The sequence below is a fragment of the Micromonospora sp. II genome, from assembly GCF_001709195.1.
Taxonomy (GTDB): domain Bacteria; phylum Actinomycetota; class Actinomycetes; order Mycobacteriales; family Micromonosporaceae; genus Micromonospora; species Micromonospora chalcea.
Map to the genome: position 1 here is coordinate 1 of NZ_LYXF01000028.1, position 18,889 is coordinate 18,889.

Genomic DNA, 18,889 nt, shown 5'->3' on the forward strand with positions numbered 1-18,889 from the left:
TTCTGACCTTCGACAAGCCAGAACCTAGGCAGGACAACGGCGTGCGCCATCAACGACGCGCCCAACCACCCACAGACACGTCACAAGACCCATAATTATGACTCTCAGGTATATCGCTTTTGCGTACGTCTCTTGAGCCATGGCGTCACGCAGAGTGTCGGCACCTCCGTGGCCGTATCGGCCCAGGTGGCCGGGGACGGGGGCGTCACGGCAGTACGCAGGGGTCCCGCCAGGCGTCCAGTTGCCGGTCCTTGCGGATCGAGGCGAAGCCGTAGCCGACCGAGGTGACGCAGAAGTCCGCCGGCTCACCCGTGTACTCGACGTGGAAGACCGGCTTGCCGGCATCGACGAACGGCAGCAGCTTCGCGCACTCGCGGCGGCGTACGCACTCCTGGTTGACAGCGAAGTCGAAATCGGGCGCCAGCGCGGCCACCTGCGCCACGTCGTCGACCAGGCCGGGGGAGAGGTCGAGCTTGCGGGCCAGCCCGGCCAGCCGCCGGTTGAACAGCAACTGGTCGTCGAAGCCCAGCGGGAAACCGGAGCGGTACCGGTAGCCGTCCGCGTCGGCCAGCGCCACCGCGCCGAAGCCCTTGCCCCGGCACAGCCGGAGCCGGTCGGCCAGCACCGGTGACAGCGCGTCCCAGCGCCGTACGTCCAGGAAGTGGCTGCCCGGCCGCCCGGGCACGGCAGCGCCGCGTACGGCGGCGGGGAAGCGGGTGGCGTCCGGATCGTCGGCGGCGTACGTGCCGACCCGGACGTGGCAGACCAGCCTGCGGCCCCGCTCGCGCAGCGCGGCGGTCTCGGTCGAGGTGGTCGCCACCGGGTCGAGGAGGAAGACGTCGGCGTCGACGGTGACGTCCACCGGGGTGGTGAGCTGCCACTGCCACCGCCACCTGTCGGCCTGCGCGACCGGCCAGGGCGTGGGCGCGCCGGGCGGGGTGATCGGCCGCCGGCAGGCCGGCGCCGGGACGAGCAGCGCCGCGGTCAGCGCGAGCGCCACGCCCCGGCGCGGGCCACGTCGGCGGACGCGGGCCGGCCGGGCGCGCGGCACGGCCCACCCCGGCCGGATCCGCATCGACGACTCCCCGGACGCGGGCGGCCCGACGCCGCCCCCGACCGGTCAACGAGCGCCGGGCCGGTCACGACGCGCGGTCAGCGCGGCGTGCCGAAGACCTGCGTCCAGTACGGCCCGTTGCTGCGCGCCAGACCCATTCCGATCTGGGTGTACCCGCAGTTGAGGATGTTCTTCCGGTGCCCCTCGGATTTCATCCAGCCGTCCATCACCTCGGCCGCGCTCTGGTAGCCCCAGGCGACGTTCTCGCCCACCATGCTCCAGCTGTAGCCGGCGCGCTCCACCCGGTCCTTGGGCTCGCTGCCGTCGCTGCCGTTGTGGTCCATCTTCTTGTGGTCCGCCTGGTCCTGGCTGTGCCGCTGGGCGGCCAGGTTCAGCTTGGCGTTCACGGTCAGCGCCTTGCAGCCGGCCTTCGCCCGCTCCTGGTTCACCAGCGTGACGACCTTCTGGAGTTCCGCGCTCAGCGCGGTCGTGGCGGTGGCCTTGGTGGCCGCGGTGCCGCCGCCGCTCGGGGCGCTGCTGCGCTCCTGCTGCCGCGACGGCGCGGTGCTGCGGCTCGGCTTCGGGGTGGCCTTCTTGGACGGGCTCGGCGCGGCGGTGGTCGGTACGGCCGACGGGCTGGCCGACTCAGCAGCGAGCGTGTCCGCCGGGGTGTCCCCGGCGTCCTCTGGCGCCTGCGGCGCGGCGGCCACCGGAGCGTCGGCGGAGGTGCGCTTCGTGCCCTGCTCGTCGCCGGGCAGCAGGACGGCGCCCACGCCGAGACTCACCACGAGTGTCGCCGCGGCGGCGGCCCCGCCGATCACGAGCGGCCGGGACAGGCGCCGCTTGCGGCGTCGCGGCTCGTCGGCCGGGATGTCGTCCGCCGGCTGCCAGGTCGCCGCGGGCTGCTCCCAGCCACCGGCCGGCTGCTCCTGGCCGTGCCACGCCTGCTCCTGGCCGTGCCAGGCGGCGGTGGGCTGTTCCTCGCCGTTCCACCGGTCGCGGGGCGGCGGGTAGGAGCCGGCCGGCTCGGCGCCGTAACCGGCGGGGCCGTAACCGGCGGGGCCGTAGCCGGCGGGGCCGTAGCCGGCGGGGCCGTAGCCGGCGGGGCCGTAGCCGGCGGGGCCGTAGCCGGCGGGCTGCTGCTGCTGCCCTCCGTCGCCGAAGAGGTACGACGACCGCGGCTCGGGCCGGTCGCTGAGCCACGCCGGACCCTCGTCGGTCGACGGCTCGGGACGCCGGCGGGCGCCCTCCGGTTCGATCGGGTCGTTCCAGCGGTACACGCCTGTCCCCTCCACGGGTTGGTTACGGGCCGGGGTGACGCTACGGGCGCGCTCGGAGCTGCGGCAACGTGGCTAAGAAAGAGTTAAGGCGAAGCAGCCGCCGGGGGTGAGGCGTTCACACATTTCCGGCGTACAGTAAAGGCGTCCGGACAGAGCGTGTCCGCGCCTTGTGGCAGCCCCCCGGCGAGTGGCCCGGCCGACGTGGAGATGATCTACGGCCTTGGTCAACTTGACGAAGGAGGGGGTTTCGGCTCAATATAGTGGTGTCGCCAGTCGCGCCCAGCCATGCCCCGATACAGCGGGAATGGTAGCCGCGAACATCATGGGCGCGCGTTGGCCGGCCTTTCCGGCAGCGCACATCAAGGAGTTCAGCATGGCGAAGGCCCTCTACGGCCACGTAAGCGCAGCGCCCGACCGGCGCCTGCTCGACGAGGTCACCCGTCTGCGTGCCAGGGTTCAGGCACTGGAGTTCGAGATCACGCGTCTGCGTGCCGACAACGATCGGCTCGCGGCGGCAGCGGCGGAGGCCGACGACCTCCTCCGTCTGGCCGAGCCCGCGCTGACCTGATCTCCAGTCGCCGGAAAACTGAATCGCACCACACCGAAAAGCGCGCCGACACTCAAGTGCCGGCGCGCAGCCATGTGCGTACCCCTTTTCGCCGTTCCCGCCGTGATTCTCGATCTTGCGAAACCGCCCGGAATTGCGTCCGGTAATTGTGATCATGCATTTCCGTTCCCACCGCGACGGCCGGGCGGAAAGCGGACACCGCAGGTGCCGGGTGGGTCGCGTGGCGGCGACGTCGCGGTCCCGGGTTAGTCTGCGGGTTCACCAGGTCCGCGCAGCCGGCGACGGTACGGCGGCCACCGGACGAGGATCGAGAAGGTGCATCTCAAGAGCCTGACGGTGAAGGGGTTCAAGTCCTTCGCCTCCGCCACGACGTTGAAGCTGGAGCCCGGGATCACCTGCGTGGTGGGCCCGAACGGCTCCGGCAAGTCCAACGTCGTCGACGCCATCGCCTGGGTGCTCGGCGAGCAGGGCGCCAAGGCGCTGCGCGGCGGCAAGATGGAGGACGTCATCTTCGCCGGCACCGCCGGACGCGCGCCGCTGGGCCGGGCCGAGGTCACCCTCACCATCGACAACACCGACGGCGCGCTGCCGATCGAGTACACCGAGGTCTCCATCACCCGCCGGATGTTCCGCTCCGGCGAGAGCGAGTACGAGATCAACGGCGACTCCTGCCGCCTGCTCGACATCCAGGAGCTGCTCTCCGACTCGGGCATCGGCCGCGAGATGCACATCATCGTCGGGCAGGGCCGGCTCGACGGCATGCTGCACGCCAAGCCGGAGGACCGACGGGCGTTCATCGAGGAGGCGGCCGGCGTCCTCAAGCACCGCAAGCGCAAGGAGAAGGCGCTGCGGAAGCTCGACGCGATGCAGACCAACCTCAACCGCCTGACCGACCTCACCGCCGAGCTGCGCCGCCAGCTCAAGCCGCTGGGCCGGCAGGCCGAGGTGGCCCGCCGCGCCGCCGCGATCCAGGCCAACCTGCGCGACGCCCGGCTGCGGCTGCTCGCCGACGACCTGCACACGCTGCGGACCACACTGGACAAGGAGATCGCCGACGAGACCGCGCTGCGCGAGCGGCGCGAGCTGATCGAGGCAGAGCACGGCGAGGTGCAGGGCCGCCTCGGCGAGCTGGAGGCGGCGCTGGCCGAGGACGCCCCGCTGCTCGCGGCGGCGCAGGACACCTGGTACCGCCTCTCCGCGCTCCAGGAACGGTTCCGCTCGATCGAGCAACTGGCCCGGGAACGGCTGCGTCACCTCAGCGCCGCCGGTGACGACGAGCGCCCCGGCCGCGACCCGGAACAGCTGGAGGCGGAGTCGCGGCGCGTCCGCGAGCAGGAGGAGGAGCTGCGCGCCGCGCTCACCGAGGACCAGATCCGGCTGGCCGAGGCGGTCGAGCACCGCCAGGAGCTGGAACGCCAGCTCGCCGCCGCCGAGCGGGAACTGGTCGCCGCCGCCAAGGCGATCGCCGACCGGCGCGAGGGACTGGCCCGCCTCACCGGCCAGGTGAACTCCGCCCGGGCCCGGACCACGAGCGCCGGCGAGGAGATCGAACGGCTCGCCGCCGCGCACACCGACGCGATGGGCCGGGCCGAGAAGGCTCAGGCCGACCTGGACGCGGTCGCCGAGCAGTCGACCGAGGCGGACCGGGACAACGCCGACCTGGACGCCCGGCACGACGAGGCGGTGGCCGTACACGAGCGGGCCCAGGCGGCGGTGCGCAGCCTGACCGACGGGGAGCGCGCCGCGGAGAAGGACGCCGCCACCTGGAAGGCCCGCGAGGAGGCGCTCGCGATGGGCCTGCGCCGCAAGGACGGCGCCGGCGAGCTGCTGGCCCGCGCCGACCAGGTTCCCGGCCTGCTCGGCAGCCTCGCCGGGCTGCTCACCGTCGCGCCCGGTGACGAGGCGGCGCTCGCCGCCGCGCTGGGCGGGCTCGCCGACGCGGTGGCGGTCAGCGGCGTGGACGAAGCGGTCGAGGCGATGCGGCTGCTCAAGATCTCCGACGCCGGCCGGGCCGGGCTGCTCGTCGGCAGCCCCGCCGGGCCGGGCATGGACGGCTCCGCGGACGCGCTGCGCCCGAAGCTGCCCGAGGGCGCCCGCTGGGCGCCCGACCTGGTGGAGTGCTCGGCCGAGATCCGGCCGGCCGTGCACCGGGCGCTGCGCGACGTCGCGCTCGTCGACGACCTGGCCGCCGCGTCCGCGCTCGTCGTTGCGAACCCGGAGCTGCGCGCGGTCACCCCCGACGGCGACGTGGTCGGGGCGTACGCGGCGGCGGGCGGGTCGGCCAAGGCGCCCAGCTTCATCGAGGTGCAGGCCGCCGTCGAGGAGGCGCGGGCCAACCGCGCCACCGCCGAACGGACCGCCGCCGAGCTGCGTGAACAGCTCGCCGAGGCGCGCGCCGAGGTGGCCGCCGCCAAGGAGGCCGTGCAGCACGCCGCCGCCGCCAAGCGGGAGGCGGAGAGCCACCGCAACGCCGCCGCGCGCCGCCTCGCCGAACTGGGCGCGGCCGCCCGGTCGGCGAAGGCGGAGACCGACCGGCTCGGCGAGTCCCGGGCACGCGCCGAGGCGGCCCGGGAACGGGACCTCGCGGCGCTGTCTGAGCTGGAGGAACGGCTGCGGCTGGCCGAGGCGACCCCGATCGACGCCGAACCGTCCACCGAGGAACGCGACCAGCTCGCCGCCATGGTGCCGCAGGCACGGCAGAACGAGATGGAGGTCCGGCTCGCGGTGCGTACCGCCGAGGAGCGGGTGGCCTCGATCGCCGGGCGGGCCGACTCGCTGGCCCGGCAGGCCACCGCCGAACGCGCGGCGCGGGAGCGCGCCGCGGCCCGGCGCGCGGCCCGCGCCCGCGGCGCCCAGATCGCCCGGGCCGTGGTCGGCGGCGCCCGCGAGGCGCTCACCCGGCTCACCGTCTCGATCGCCCGGGCCGAGGAGCACCGCGACGCCGTCGCCCGCGAACGCGCCGCCCGCGAGGCCGAGCTGTCCGAGGTACGCGGCGCGGCCAAGCGCCTCGCCGCCGAGCTGGAACGGCTCACCAGCCAGGTGCACCGCGACGAGGTGGCCCGCGCCGAGCAGCGGATGCGCATCGAGCAGCTGGAGGCCAAGGCGGCCGAGGACTTCGGCCTGGACGTGGCCACGCTCGTCGCCGAGTACGGCCCGGACCGGCTCGTCCCGCCCACCGACGCGGACGTGGCGCTGGCCACCAACGACGGCCGGCCGGTGCCGGAGCCGGTCCGCTACGAGCGGCCGGTGCAGGAGAAGCGGGCCGCCAAGGCGGAACGGGAACTGGCCCTGCTGGGCAAGGTGAACCCGCTCGCGCTGGAGGAGTTCGCCGCGCTGGAGGAGCGCTTCAAGTTCCTCTCCGAGCAGCTGGAGGACCTCAAGGCCACCCGGCGCGACCTGCTCACCGTGGTCAAGGACGTGGACGACCGGATCCTGGAGGTCTTCGCCAGCGCGTTCGAAGACACCGCGCGGGAGTTCGAGCAGGTCTTCACGGTGCTGTTCCCCGGCGGCGAGGGCCGGCTCGTACTCACCGACCCGGAGGACCTGCTCACCACAGGCGTCGAGGTCGAGGCCCGGCCGCCGGGCAAGAAGATCAAGCGGCTGTCGCTGCTCTCCGGCGGGGAGCGGTCGCTGACCGCCGTGGCGATGCTCGTGGCGATCTTCCGCGCCCGGCCCAGCCCGTTCTACATCATGGACGAGGTGGAGGCGGCGCTCGACGACGTGAACCTGGGCCGCCTGATCACGCTGCTGGCACAGTTGCGGGAGAAGAGCCAGCTGATCGTGATCACGCACCAGAAGCGGACCATGGAGATCGCCGACGCGCTGTACGGCGTGACCATGCGCGCCGGTGTGACCCAGGTGATCAGCCAGCGGCTCAACCGGGCCGACGACGAGGAACAGGTGACGAGCGAGTGAGTCGGGAACGCGCCACGGCGCTCCTGGTGGACTTCGACGGCGTACTGCGCCGCTGGGATCCGGCGGTGGCCGCCGGCGTCGAGCGGGAGTACGGGCTGACCGAGGGCGTCCTCGGTGAGATCGCGATGTCCTGGGGTCTGCTCCAGCCGGTGCTGACCGGCCAGGTCAGCCACGCCCAGTGGATGGTGAGCGTGGCCGACGCGCTGACCCCCGCGGTCGGCGCGGACCGGGCCCGCGCGGCGGTCCAGGAGTGGCAGAGCTACCGCGGCGAGGTGGACCCGGAGGTGCTGGCGTTCGTCCGCGAGGTGCGGGCCGCGGGCATCCGGGTGGGTCTGGGCACGAACGCCACCGACCTGCTCGACGCCGACCTGGCCGCGCTCGACCTGACCGACGAGCTGGACGTGATCGTCAACTCCTCTGTCGTCGGCGTGCACAAGCCGGCGAAGGAGTACTTCCAGGCCGCCTGCGAGGCGCTGGAGACGCCACCGGGGCGGGTGCTGTTCGTCGACGACGAGGACCGCTCGGTGGCCGGCGCCCGGGTGGCCGGGCTGTCCGCCCACCGCTGGAGCGGCCCGGCCGACCTGCGCTACCTGCGGGCGGCGCTGGCGTACTGACCCGGCTCAGGCGCCGGTGACGCCGTCGATGCGTTCCCGGATCAGGTCGGCGTGGCCGTTGTGCCGGGCGTACTCCTCGATCATGTGGACGTACACCCAGCGGAGGCTGACGTCGTTGACGGTGTCGCCCCGGCGATGGCGGAAGGTGTGTTCCAGCGGCAGGCCGGCGACCGCCTCCCGGGCCGCCTCGATCTCCGCGCGCAGCGTGGCGAACGCCTCGGCCGGGTCGGCGTCGGCGACGTCGTTGTGGTCGGCGTCCGGGTCCACGCTGTAGTCGTAGAGCGTCGGCACGTCCTGGCCGGCGGCGCGGATGCGGAACCACCACCGCTCCACGTCGGCCATGTGCCGGACCAGGCCGAGCAGCGTCAGCCCGGAGGGCTCGACACTGCGGGTACGCAGTTGCTCGGCGGTGAGTCCGGCGCACTTGTGCACCAGGGTGTCGCGATGGTGGTCGAGCCAGCCTTCGAGCATGGTGCGCTCGTCGGCGACGTAGGGCTCGTGGCGGCGGTCGATCTCAGGCACGGTCCAGGTCATGGGCGCAGATGTTAAGAGGGGCCCCCTGCACAACGCGAGGCGTTAACAGGGGGCCCTTCCTTTCAGGGCACCACGACGACGGGCCACCGGCCGGTACGGACCAGCCGGGTGGCGACCGAGCCGACCAGCTTGTGCCCGGCCTGCTCGGACGAGCCGACCACCACCATGTCGGCGCGGTGCTCGTCGGCGGCCCGGCACAGCTCGGTGTAGGCGTCGCCGCGCCGGCACAGGAACGTCACCGGCAGGTCCAGTTCCTCGGCCCCGCGCCGGCACTCCGCGCGCAGTTCGGCGGCCAGCTCGTCGTGGGTCTGCTGGACCGCGCCGGCCACCACGCCGGAGAGCATCGCGCTGTACGAGGCCGGCGAGCTGACGAACACCGCCACCAGCGTGGCGCCCTGCCGCCGGGCCAGTCCGGCGGCGTACGCGGCGGCACGCATCGAGGTGCGGCTGCCGTCCACGCCGACGAGCACCACCCGCGGCCCGTCCGTACCCCGCTCGTAGGGCGACGGCCGGGTCCGCGGGCCGTACCGTTCACGTTCCGCGGCGTCCATGGTCAGTCCCGCGTTCCGGCCGGGATCGCCGCGGCCTTCTCGGGCCCGGCGGGGACCGGCTCGGCGTTGGAGCGGCGCAGCGGGACCTCCCGGATGAGGACCACCGCGATCAGGGCGAGCAGCCCGAACGGGGCGGCGGCCAGGAAGATGTCACCGGCGGCGTGCCCGTACGCGGCCTCGACCACGTCCCGGATCGGCCCGGGCAGCGTGTGCACGTCGGGCAGGCCGCCGCCACCCGAGCCGGAGGCGGGGACGCCGAGGCGGCTCAGACCGTCGGCCAGGTAGCCGGTGACCCGGTGCCCGAGGATCGCGCCGAGCGCGCTCACGCCGATCGCGCCGCCGAGGCTGCGGAAGAAGGACACCACCGAGCTGGCCGCGCCGAGTTCGTCCGGGCGGACCGTGTTCTGCACGGCGAGCACCAGGTTCTGCATGCTCATGCCGACGCCGAGACCGATCAGCGCCATGAACACGGCCAGGCGCCAGTACGGCGTGTCGGCCCGCATGGTGCCCATCAGCGCGAAGCCGGCGGTGAGCAGCACCGAGCCGATGACCAGCCAGCTCTTCCAGCGGCCGGTGCTGGTGATGATCCGGCCGACCACCGTCGAGGAGACCAGCAGGCCGCCGATCATGGGCAGCGTCATCAGGCCGGACATGGTGGGGCTGGCGCCGCGGCTGATCTGGAAGTACTGCCCGAGGAACACCGAGGCGCCGAACATGCCGACGCCGACGGCGATGCTGGCGATCACGGCGAGCGTGATGGTGCGGTTGCGGAACAGCCGCGGCGGGATCATCGGGTCTGCGGCGCGCTTCTCGACCCGGACGGCGAGCGCGCCGAGCAGCGCGGCGCCGGCCACCATGGCGCCGCTGGTCCAGGAGATCCAGTCGTACTTGTCGCCGGCCAGGGTGATCCAGACCAGCAGCAGCGAGACGGCGGCGGTGATGAGGGTGGCGCCCCACCAGTCGATCTTCACGTCGCGCTTGACCACCGGCAGGCGCAGCGTCCGCTGGAGCACGATCAGGGCGAGTACGGCGAACGGCACGCCGACGTAGAAGCACCAGCGCCAGCCGAGCCAGGAGGTGTCCACGATCACGCCGCCGATCAGCGGGCCGCCGATGGTGCCGACTGCCATCACTGCGCCGAGGTAACCGCTGTACCGGCCGCGCTCGCGCGGGGCGATCATCGTCGCCATGATCACCTGGGCGAGGGCGGTGAGGCCGCCCGCGCCGACGCCCTGCACCACCCGGCAGGCGATCAGCTCGCCGGTGGTCTGGGCCTGCCCGGCGAGCACCGAGCCCAGCACGAAGACCACCAGGGAGATCTGGACCAGCAGCTTCTTGCTGAACAGGTCGGACAGCTTGCCCCAGATGGGCGTGGTCGCGGTGGTCGCCAGCAGCGTCGAGGTGACCACCCAGGTGTACGCGGACTGGCCGCCGCGCAGGTCCGTGATGATCCGCGGCAGCGCGTTGGAGACGACCGTGGAGGAGAGGATCGCGACGAACATGCCCAGCAGCAGGCCGGAGAGCGCCTCCAGGATCTGGCGGTGGGACATGTCGACGGCGGTCGCCCGCGCGGGCGCAGTCGCCTGGGTCATCGTGGATTGCCTCCGGAGCGGGGGAGAAAGGTTGCCTTGGGCAACCGTAGAAGCCGTTGCCTTGAGCAACAACTCTTGCCGGGTCGGGTTTGTTCCCCCTCGCCGGAAGATCAGAACGACTCGTTGAAGCGGTGCATCAGCCGGGCGAGGTCCGCCACGTCCTCTTTCGGCCAGCTCTCCAGCGAACGCCTGATCTGTCCGAGTCGCGCCGCCCGGGCCGCGTCGAACCGCCGGGTGCCCTCCTCGGTCAGGCTCAGCTGGGCCGCCCGGCGGTCGGTGGGGTCCGGGTCGCGGCGTACCAGGCCCAGCGCCTCCAGCCCGCCGATCTGCCGGCTCAGCGTGCCCTTGCCGATGCCCAGCTTGACGGCCAGGTCGGTGAGCCGGATCGACCCCGACCGCCGCAGCCAGAGCAGCAGGCCGTACGCGTTGGGCTCCAGGTTCGGGTGGACCTCGCGGGCGATCTCCCAGGACAGCGCCCGGCCCCTGCGCAGCAACGCGGTCAACTCGTGCTCCACGGCGCGCAGCGTCTCGTCCACGCTCAGAGGGTACTCAGTCCCCGTCGCTGAGTTGCTGTTGCGCCACCGGGCGCAGCTCGCCGTCGCTGGTCGTGCCCTCGATCACCACGGCGGCCTCACGGCCCCGGTGGGTGAGCGTGGCCACCGCGTTGCCGAAGTAGGGCCCGGCCAGCTTCCGCCAGCGCACCGGGGGGCGGCGTACCCCGGCCGCACGGGCCAGCGCCCGGGTCGCCCCGGCCGGGCCGGGATTCCAGCCCAGCGTCATCAGCGGGCGCATGCCGGCGGGCACCTGGTTGTGGATCGGTGAACAGGTGAGCTGGTGCACCGGCGTGCGGACGTCACGGTCGGCGAACCGGGCCCGCGCCACGTACGAGTGGTGCACGTCCCCGGAGAGCACGCTGATCGACGCCGGTCGGGCGTACGCCGGCCCGGCGCCCACCCGCGCACCGGTGCGCGGCGCGGTGCCGCTGCCCAGCCGCGCGAACAGCTCGCCCAGCGCCTCGAACGAGCGCCGGAACGCCGCCCAGTGCTCCAGGTCCAGGGCCCGGCGGATCTGCTCGGAGATCCGGGCCACCCAGGGCCGGCCGGAGTCGGCCAGGCGCTCGTTCCACGCCTCGACGTGGTGGATGCCCGGTGGCAGCAGCCACGGCAGCGAGCTGCCCACCACCAGGTGGTCGTACTCGCCGTGCGCCTGGTCGAGGAACCACGACCACTCGCCCGGCGGCAGCATCGCCCGGCTGCCCGGCAGGAGCACCCGGCTGGACCGGTTGTCCAGCATCACCAGGCGGGTGCGGCCCAGGTCCAGCGCGTAGCTCCACTGGTACTGCACGGCCCGCCAGCGCTCGGTGTCGTGCGCCAGGTCGGCCTCCTTGTCGACCCGCTCGCCGAACTCGTGCAGCACGCCGGTGGCGTCCTCGGCGGCGATGACCTTCGCGTACACCGGGTCGGCGGCGATCTCGTCCGGGCTCAGGTTGCCCAGGTGCTGGTAGACCCAGTAGGAGGCGAGGCCGCTGCGGATCCGCTCGGCCCACCACGGCTGCTCGCGCATGTCCGCGCGCCACGACTGCGAGGTGTTCCAGTCGTCGATCACCTCGTGGTCGTCGAAGATCATCACGCTCGGCACGGTGGAGAGCAGCCAGCGGATCTCCGGGTCACGCCACGACTCCAGGTAGAGCTTCGTGTACTCGTCGAAGCTCACCACCTGCGTCGCCGGGGCGTCCTTCGGCCGCTTGCGGCGGCGCTTGAGCAGCCGCCGCACGGTCGGCGAGGTCTCGTCCGCGTACACCTGGTCGCCGAGCAGCACCAGCAGGTCGGGCAGCACGGCCTGCTCGGGCGCGGCCATCACCCGCCGGGCGTACGCGTCGAGCGCGTCCGGCGGCAGCTTGCGCGCGGTGGAGTGCTGGGTGGTCTCCCGGCAGGAGCCGAACAGCAGCCGCACCGGCTGGTCGGCGTCGTCGAGCGCGCGGGTCCGGATCACGCTGGGCGGGAACGACGAGTCCGGCAGCGGCCACGCCACCTCGTCGTCGATCAGCACCTCGTAGGTGGTGGCGCTGTCCGGGGTGAGCCCGGTCACCACCACGATCGCGTAGTGGTGGTCGTACGCGGAGAAGGTGGGCGCGCTGCCGGTGGCGCCGTCGGCCGTGCGGACGGTGACCACGGCGGGCGAGCTGGTCTCCACCCAGACGGTCGCCCGCGTGTCGACGACCCGGCGCAGCAACGGGCCGATGAGCAGGCGGGAACCGGGCACGACATCCACCTCCGACAAGATCGTTTCGGCTGTTCCCTACCCGGCCGGCGGTTGCGGTACGCCTTCCGGTGTGAGCGTACCCGCAGGTTGTTCGCGTGCCGAGGCGGTGAGTGGGACGCCGTCGCCGGCATCTGACAGGATTTCGGGCATGACGGAATACCTCCTCGTCGCTCTCGCCCTGCTCGGCGTGCTGATCATCGGCGGCCTGAGCCTCGTGGTGCCCCGGCTGCGCCGGCGGCCGGAGCCTCCGCTGCCGCGCACGGAGGTCGACACCCGGGCCGAGGAGGATCTGGCCGGCCCGCCGGTCGAGGCCCCGGAGGCGGACCTCACCACCGGCGTGGTGGTCGAGGCGCCCCCGGTGGAGGCGCCCCCGGTCGAGGTGCCGGAGCCGACCGCCGGCCGGCTGGTCCGGCTGCGCTCCCGGCTGTCCCGCTCGCAGAACGTCTTCGGCAAGGGCCTGCTCGGCCTGCTCAGCCGCGACCGGCTGGACGAGGACACCTGGGAGGAAATCGAGGACAGCCTGATCACCGCGGACGTCGGCATCGACTCCACCCGGGAGATCGTCGACCGGCTGCGCGAGCGGACCCGGGTGCTCGGCACCCGCACCGGGGAGGAACTGCGCGCGCTGCTCGCCGCCGAGCTGGTGAACGCGCTCGACCCGAGCCTGGACCGCTCGCTGCGGACCGCCCCGAAGGAGGGCGTCCCGGCGGTCGTGCTGGTGGTCGGCGTGAACGGCGCCGGCAAGACCACCACCTGCGGCAAGATCGCCCGGGTGCTGGTCGCGGACGGCCGCAGCGTGCTGCTCGGCGCGGCCGACACGTTCCGGGCCGCCGCCGCCGACCAGCTGGAGACCTGGGGCGGCCGGGTGGGCGCCGAGACGGTCCGCGGGCCCGAGGCCGCCGACCCGGCCAGCGTCGCGTTCGACGCCGTCAAGCGCGGCATCGACACCGGCGTGGACACCGTGCTCATCGACACCGCCGGCCGGCTGCAGAACAAGATCGGCCTGATGGACGAGCTGGGCAAGGTCAAGCGCGTCGTGGAGAAGCACGGCCCGATCGACGAGACGCTGCTGATCCTCGACGCCACCACCGGCCAGAACGGGCTGGAGCAGGCGCGGGTCTTCACCGAGGTGGTCAACGTGACGGGCGTGGTGCTGACCAAGCTCGACGGGACGGCCAAGGGTGGCATCGTGATCTCCGTGCAGCGCAAGCTCGGCATCCCGGTCAAGCTGGTCGGCCTCGGCGAGGGCAAGGACGACCTGGCCCCGTTCGACCCGGCCCAGTTCGTCGACGCGCTGCTCGGCACCGAGCCGCTCGCCCGGGACGCGTAACCTCTCCCGTGACGACTGACGATCGCGCCTACGCGGGGTGGCGCGACCCCAGCCACCCGTCGCCACGCCTCGGGAGACCGTACGTGACTTCGCAGGAGATCCCGCTGCACGGCGGGAACGTGAGCACAGTGGTCCGTGTCGGAGACACGGTCCGGCGCAACGCCGGCCCGTGGACGCCCTCCGTGCACGCGCTGTTGCGCCACCTGGAATACGTCGGCTTCACCGGCGCGCCCCGCGCGCTCGGCATGGACGAGCGCAACCGCGAGGTCCTGTCGTACCTGGAGGGGGAGTGCGGGGAGTACCCGCTGGCCCCGCACTGGGTCACCGACGAGGCCCTGGTCACGGTGGCCACCATGCTGCGGATGTTCCACGACGCGCAGTACGGCTTCACCCCGCCGCCCGGCGCGGTCTGGCGCTCGTTCGGGCCGCCCCCGCCGGACACCGAGGTGATCTGTCACCACGACGCCGCGCCGCACAACGTGATCTGGCGCCCGGACGGCACGCTCGGGCTGATCGACTTCGACCTCGCCTCGCCCGGCGCCCGCATCTACGACGTGGCGTACGCGGCCTGGACCTGGGTGCCGATCTTCTCCGACCGCGACTCGGTGACGCTGGGTTGGAAGCGCCCCGACCGGCCGCGCCGGCTGCGCCTGTTCGCCGACGCGTACGGGCTGATCCCGCGCGACCGGCACCGGCTCATCCGCACCATCCGCAAGCGCATCGTCGACCACGTCGAGGGCATCCGGCGGATGGCCGCCGCCGGTGAGCCGGCCTTCGTCCGGATCGTCCACAAGGGCCACCTGCGTCGCCCCATGCGCGACCTGCGGCTGCTCGACTACGAGCGGCACCAGTTGGAGTACGCGCTCCGCTGAGCAAGATCGGCGTTCTTCACACGCCGGAAACAACCCGTCACGTGTCGGAAATCGCGGGGTGTCGCTGAAGGAAACAGCCGGCGACAAAGCTTCCGCGCAACCGGCTGACGGGCGATGCTGCCAGGTCTTCAGTCGGAGGGAGGAATACGACAACGAGAGGAGGCAGCGTGGAGATCGACACCGGGAACACTGCCTGGTTGCTTGTCTCGACTGCCCTCGTGCTGCTCATGACCCCCGGTCTCGCGCTGTTCTACGGCGGCCTGAACCGGTCCAAGGGCGTTCTGAACATGATGATGATGAGCTTCTCGTCCATCGGGCTCGTCAGCATCCTGTGGCTTTTCTACGGCTTCACCGTCGCCTTCGGCGAGGGCGGCAAGTTCTGGGGTGACCTCGGTCAGTACCTGGGCACCAAGACGTTCGTCGGCGAGAACGACCTGTGGGGCGAGACCGGAATCCCGATCTACGTCTTCATCGCCTTCCAGATGATGTTCGCGGTCATCACCGTGGCGCTGATCAGCGGCGCGCTCTCCGACCGGGTGAAGTTCGCCGGCTGGCTGCTGTTCGCGTTCGGCTGGGCGACCCTGGTCTACTTCCCGGTCGCCCACATGGTCTGGGGCGGCGGGCTGATCGGCGGCGACATCGGCGCGCTGGACTTCGCCGGTGGTACCGCCGTGCACATCAACGCCGGCGCCGCGGCGCTCGCGCTGGTGCTCGTGCTCGGCAAGCGGGTCGGCTGGCCGCGCGAGAGCATGAAGCCGCACAACGTCCCGATGGTCGCCCTCGGCGCCGCGCTGCTGTGGTTCGGCTGGTTCGGCTTCAACGCCGGCTCCGAGCTGACCGCCGACGGGGTCACCGCGCTGGCGTTCATCAACACCCAGGTCGCCACCGCCGCGGCGCTGCTCGGCTGGATCGTGGTGGAGTGGGTGCGTGACGGCAAGCCGACCCTGGTCGGCGCCTCGTCCGGCGCCATCGCCGGTCTGGTCGCCATCACCCCGGCCTGTGCCTTCATCACCCCGGCCGCAGCGGTGCTGCTGGGCGTGGTGGCCGGCGCGGTCTGCGCCCTCGCGGTCGGTCTGAAGTACCGGCTCGGCTACGACGACTCCCTCGACGTGGTCGGCGTGCACTTCGTCGGCGGCTGGATCGGCTGCCTCTGGATCGGCCTGTTCGGCACCGCCTCGGTGAGCTCGCTGGTGGAGACCGACGGCCTGTTCGTCGGCGGCGACGCCAGCCTGCTCGGCAAGCAGGCGATCAGCGCGCTGATCGTCAGCGTCTACTCCTTCGTCGTCGCCTACGCTCTCGGCTTCGTGATCGACAAGACGATCGGCCTCCGGGTCTCCGCCGAGGCCGAGGTCGACGGCATCGACATCGCCGAGCACGCGGAGAGCGGCTACGACCTGTCGCCCACCACGGGCAGCGGCGGTGGCGCGTTCGCGATGGCCGGGATCGGAGCCGGCAAGCCCGGCGCGGAGCCCGCCGCCGAGTCGGACGAGTCCGCGCCGGTCAGCGAGAAGGTCGCCGGTTAACGTTCCTGGGATGGAGGGGTTGGACATGAAGCTGGTGACCGCGGTCATCAAGCCGTACCAGCTGGACGCGGTGAAGGAGGCTCTGCACGCCCTCGGCGTGGCCGGGCTGACGGTCAGCGAGGTCCAGGGCTACGGCCGGCAGAAGGGGCACACCGAGGTCTACCGGGGTGCCGAGTACACGGTCGAGTTCCTGCCCAAGATCCGGGTCGAGGTACTCACCGACGAGATCGACGTCGACAAGATCGTGGACGCGATCGTCGGCGCCGCCCGGACCGGCAAGATCGGCGACGGCAAGGTCTGGGTGACCGGCGTCGAAGAGGTCGTCCGGGTGCGTACCGGCGAGCGCGGGCTCGACGCCCTCTGACGGCCGGACCTGCCGACGTGACCTCGTTGACCACGGCTGCCACCCCCACCGGGGACGGCGTGCCCGTGGTCAACGAGGTCGTCGGCGTACCCGGGGGCATCGGTGAGCCGGCCCGGAACGCGCGGGCCGAGGCGCTCGACGCCTGGCTGCGCCGGGCCTTCCCGGACCGGGACGGGGTGGCGCTCGTCGCGGTGGGCGGACTGGGCCGCCGCCAGTGCGCCCCCTACGGCGACCTCGACCTGGTGCTGCTGCACGCCGGGGTGCCCGGCATCGACGAGCTGGCCGCGTCGCTCTGGTACCCGATCTGGGACGCCGGACTGCGGCTCGACCACTCGGTACGCACCGTCGCCGAGGCGCTGTCGGTGGCCCAGGACGACGTCAAGGTCGCCCTCGGCCTGCTCGACGCCCGGCACGTGGCCGGCGACCCGGCGCTCACCGACCAGCTCGCGCGTACCGCCACCGACCACTGGCGGCGGACCGCGATCCGCCAGCTCCCCGGCCTGCGCGAGATCACCGCCGCCCGCTGGGAGGCGCACGGCGAACTGGCGTTCCTGCTCGAAGGGGACCTCAAGGAGGCGGCCGGCGGGCTGCGCGACGTGGGCATCCTGCGGGCCATCGCCACCGCCGGGGTCACCGACGCGCTCCGCCCGGCCGTGTACGCGGCGCACCGGCGGCTGCTGGACACCCGCGACGCGCTGCACCAGCAGGTGGGCCGCCGGGTCGACCGCCTGGTCGCCCAGGAACGCGACGGCGTGGCGCGGCTGCTCGGCGCCGAGGACGGCGACGCGCTGCTGCGGCTCGTGGCCGGCGACGCCCGCACCGTCAGCCACGCCCTGGACGACGCCTGGCGGGCCGCCGACCGGCTCCGCTCCGGCCGCCACCGGGCCGCCCCCGGCCGGCCGCTGCGCCGCCCGGTCGCGCGGGACGTGGTCGAGCAGGACGGGGAACTGGTGCTCGCCCGTACCGCCATCGGGGCCCGCCCCGACCCGAGCCTGTCGCTGCGGGTGGCCGCCGCGGCCGCCACCACCCGGCTGCCCATCGCGCGGGCCACCTGCGAGTGGCTGGCCGCGTACTGCCCGCCGCTGCCCGCGCCCTGGCCGCCGGCGGCACGGGCCGCGCTGATCACGCTGCTCGGCGCCGGTCCCGGCCTGGTGCCCGCCTGGGAGACCTGCGACCGGTACGGGCTGATCGACCGCTGGCTGCCCGAGTGGACCCGGATGCGCAGCCTGCCCCAGCACAACCCGGTGCACCGGTTCACGCTCGACCGGCACCTGGTGCAGACCGCGTACGAGGCGAGCCGGCACACCCGCGACGTGGAACGCCCCGACCTGCTGCTGCTCGGCGCGTTCCTGCACGACATCGGCAAAGGGCTGGAAGGAGACCACTCGACCGTCGGCGCGCCGCTGGCCGAGGCGGTGGCCACCCGGGTCGGGCTGCCACCGGCCGAGGCGGAGCTGATCGGCACGCTGGTCCGGCTGCATCTGCTGCTACCCGACGTGGCGACCCGCCGCGACCTGTCCGACCCGAAGACGGTCGCCGGTGTCGCCGAACGGGTCGGCGACACCGCCACGCTGGAACTGCTGCACGCCCTGGTGCGCGCCGACGCCGCCGCCACCGGCCCGGCCGCCTGGTCCGCCTGGAAGGGCCGGCTGATCGCCGAGCTGGTGGCCCGGGTACGCACCACCCTGGACACCGGCGTGGTGCCCGCCCCGCCGGCCCCCGACCCGGCGCTCGTGGCCGGGCCGCTGCCTGTCGTACACCTGGGGGAGGACCGGGTGTCGGTGGCCGCGGCGGACCGGCGCGGACTGCTCGCCACGGTCGCCGGTTGCCTGGCCCTGCACCGCCTCGAGGTGATCTCCGCGGACGCCGCCACCGTGGACGGCCGCGCCCTGGTGCAGTGCCGCGTGCAGCCGCGCTACGGGCTGGCGCCGAACCCCATCGCGCTCAGCGCCGACCTGCGCCGCGCGGTCGGCGGCGACGTCTCGGTGATCCAGCGGCTGCGTGGCCGGGCGCTCGCCGCCCGCAGCCAGGGCGCCGCGCCCCGGGTGGTCTGGCACCGGGAGGCGGCCACCGACGCGGTGCTGCTGGAACTGCGCGCCGCGGACGCGGCCGGGCTGCTCTACCGGGTCACCTGCGCGCTCGACGAGGCCGGCGCCCAGGTGCGGGCGGCCCGGATCTCCACGCTGGGCGGCGACGTGGTGGACGCCTTCTACCTGGTCGGCGGCTGGCCCTCGGACGAGGAACGAGCGCGCATCGAGGCCGCCGTGCTCGCCGCCGTGTAAGGAAGGGCCCCTTGTTAACGCCTCCGGTAGAGGAAGGGACCCCTGTTAACACCCGGCCGACGAGCGGCGCGGGCCCGTGGACGGCCGGGCCGGAGCGAGGGTGCGGGCGGCGGGCTACCCTAACGGTGGGCTGGACCATCGGCCCGCC

The 18,889-nt window shown here is 73.2% G+C and carries 15 protein-coding genes; 8 read left to right on the top strand and 7 right to left on the bottom strand.

Annotation, left to right across the window (positions count from 1 at the left end):
• Positions 1-205 precede the first annotated feature (205 nt).
• Together A8711_RS16610 and A8711_RS16615 are read right to left on the bottom strand one after the other, a co-directional pair.
• Positions 206-1,075, bottom strand: a complete 870-nt coding sequence (locus A8711_RS16610) for an endo alpha-1,4 polygalactosaminidase (protein ID WP_069088750.1) — start codon at positions 1,073-1,075, stop codon at positions 206-208.
• 77 nt (positions 1,076-1,152) lie between these two features.
• Positions 1,153-2,334, bottom strand: coding sequence for a CAP domain-containing protein (locus A8711_RS16615; RefSeq protein WP_069088751.1), 1,182 nt, complete (start codon positions 2,332-2,334; stop codon positions 1,153-1,155).
• Positions 2,335-2,707: 373 nt separating this feature from the next.
• Between A8711_RS16615 and A8711_RS16620 the strand changes: the two genes are divergently transcribed.
• The 3 genes from A8711_RS16620 to A8711_RS16630 all read left to right on the top strand — a co-directional run bounded on the left by A8711_RS16620 (position 2,708) and on the right by A8711_RS16630 (position 7,431).
• Positions 2,708-2,902, top strand: coding sequence for a hypothetical protein (locus tag A8711_RS16620; protein ID WP_013284566.1), 195 nt, complete (start codon positions 2,708-2,710; stop codon positions 2,900-2,902).
• A 315-nt stretch (positions 2,903-3,217) separates the two neighbouring features.
• Complete coding sequence (smc, locus tag A8711_RS16625; RefSeq protein ID WP_069088752.1) at positions 3,218-6,817, top strand: chromosome segregation protein SMC; 3,600 nt, start codon at positions 3,218-3,220, stop codon at positions 6,815-6,817.
• Positions 6,814-7,431 carry an HAD-IA family hydrolase gene (locus tag A8711_RS16630; RefSeq protein WP_043325934.1) on the top strand — a complete coding sequence of 206 codons (618 nt, stop codon included), beginning with the start codon at positions 6,814-6,816 and terminating at the stop codon, positions 7,429-7,431. The genes smc and A8711_RS16630 overlap by 4 nt, the downstream gene beginning before the upstream one ends.
• 6 nt (positions 7,432-7,437) lie before the next feature.
• Here A8711_RS16630 and A8711_RS16635 read toward each other — a convergent pair whose 3' ends face one another.
• From A8711_RS16635 to A8711_RS16655, 5 genes are all read right to left on the bottom strand, one after another.
• Positions 7,438-7,965, bottom strand: coding sequence for a DinB family protein (locus tag A8711_RS16635; protein WP_064447034.1), 528 nt, complete (start codon positions 7,963-7,965; stop codon positions 7,438-7,440).
• Positions 7,966-8,027: 62 nt separating this feature from the next.
• Entirely contained in the window at positions 8,028-8,516 is a 489-nt protein-coding gene (locus A8711_RS16640) for a universal stress protein (RefSeq protein ID WP_043325931.1), read from the bottom strand.
• Between the two features lie 2 nt (positions 8,517-8,518).
• Positions 8,519-10,108 (bottom strand): MDR family MFS transporter, encoded by a 1,590-nt coding sequence (locus tag A8711_RS16645; RefSeq protein WP_069088753.1) that lies wholly within the window; start codon positions 10,106-10,108, stop codon positions 8,519-8,521.
• A 110-nt stretch (positions 10,109-10,218) separates the two neighbouring features.
• The gene (locus tag A8711_RS16650) at positions 10,219-10,644 is read right to left on the bottom strand and encodes a MarR family winged helix-turn-helix transcriptional regulator (protein WP_043325928.1); all 426 of its coding nucleotides are present in this window, start codon (positions 10,642-10,644) and stop codon (positions 10,219-10,221) included.
• Positions 10,645-10,657: 13 nt separating this feature from the next.
• Positions 10,658-12,370, bottom strand: a complete 1,713-nt coding sequence (locus A8711_RS16655; protein ID WP_069088767.1) for an alkaline phosphatase D family protein — start codon at positions 12,368-12,370, stop codon at positions 10,658-10,660.
• Positions 12,371-12,518: 148 nt separating this feature from the next.
• On the opposite strand from A8711_RS16655, the gene ftsY reads away from it, so the two are divergent.
• The 5 genes from ftsY to A8711_RS16680 all read left to right on the top strand — a co-directional run bounded on the left by ftsY (position 12,519) and on the right by A8711_RS16680 (position 18,741).
• The gene (gene ftsY, locus A8711_RS16660) at positions 12,519-13,700 is read left to right on the top strand and encodes a signal recognition particle-docking protein FtsY (protein WP_043325927.1); all 1,182 of its coding nucleotides are present in this window, start codon (positions 12,519-12,521) and stop codon (positions 13,698-13,700) included.
• Between the two features lie 8 nt (positions 13,701-13,708).
• Positions 13,709-14,572, top strand: a complete 864-nt coding sequence (locus A8711_RS16665) for an aminoglycoside phosphotransferase family protein (RefSeq protein WP_174537508.1) — start codon at positions 13,709-13,711, stop codon at positions 14,570-14,572.
• 227 nt (positions 14,573-14,799) lie between these two features.
• Positions 14,800-16,095, top strand: a complete 1,296-nt coding sequence (locus tag A8711_RS16670) for an ammonium transporter (protein WP_231915538.1) — start codon at positions 14,800-14,802, stop codon at positions 16,093-16,095.
• 25 nt (positions 16,096-16,120) lie between these two features.
• Positions 16,121-16,459 (top strand): P-II family nitrogen regulator, encoded by a 339-nt coding sequence (locus A8711_RS16675; protein ID WP_174537509.1) that lies wholly within the window; start codon positions 16,121-16,123, stop codon positions 16,457-16,459.
• A 17-nt stretch (positions 16,460-16,476) separates the two neighbouring features.
• Positions 16,477-18,741 (top strand): [protein-PII] uridylyltransferase, encoded by a 2,265-nt coding sequence (locus tag A8711_RS16680; RefSeq protein ID WP_069088754.1) that lies wholly within the window; start codon positions 16,477-16,479, stop codon positions 18,739-18,741.
• Positions 18,742-18,889: the final 148 nt, after the last annotated feature.

Bases quoted from the DNA above. Each gene is read 5' to 3' on its own strand.
- A8711_RS16610 (WP_069088750.1), bottom strand. From the start codon at position 1,075: ATGCGGATCCGGCCGGGGTGGGCCGTGCCGCGCGCCCGGCCGGCCCGC.
- A8711_RS16620 (WP_013284566.1), top strand. From the start codon at position 2,708: ATGGCGAAGGCCCTCTACGGCCACGTAAGCGCAGCGCCCGACCGGCGC.
- A8711_RS16670 (WP_231915538.1), top strand. From the start codon at position 14,800: ATGACCCCCGGTCTCGCGCTGTTCTACGGCGGCCTGAACCGGTCCAAG.
- A8711_RS16645 (WP_069088753.1), bottom strand. From the start codon at position 10,108: ATGACCCAGGCGACTGCGCCCGCGCGGGCGACCGCCGTCGACATGTCC.
- A8711_RS16635 (WP_064447034.1), bottom strand. From the start codon at position 7,965: ATGACCTGGACCGTGCCTGAGATCGACCGCCGCCACGAGCCCTACGTC.
- A8711_RS16675 (WP_174537509.1), top strand. From the start codon at position 16,121: ATGAAGCTGGTGACCGCGGTCATCAAGCCGTACCAGCTGGACGCGGTG.
- ftsY (WP_043325927.1), top strand. From the start codon at position 12,519: ATGACGGAATACCTCCTCGTCGCTCTCGCCCTGCTCGGCGTGCTGATC.
- A8711_RS16640 (WP_043325931.1), bottom strand. From the start codon at position 8,516: ATGGACGCCGCGGAACGTGAACGGTACGGCCCGCGGACCCGGCCGTCG.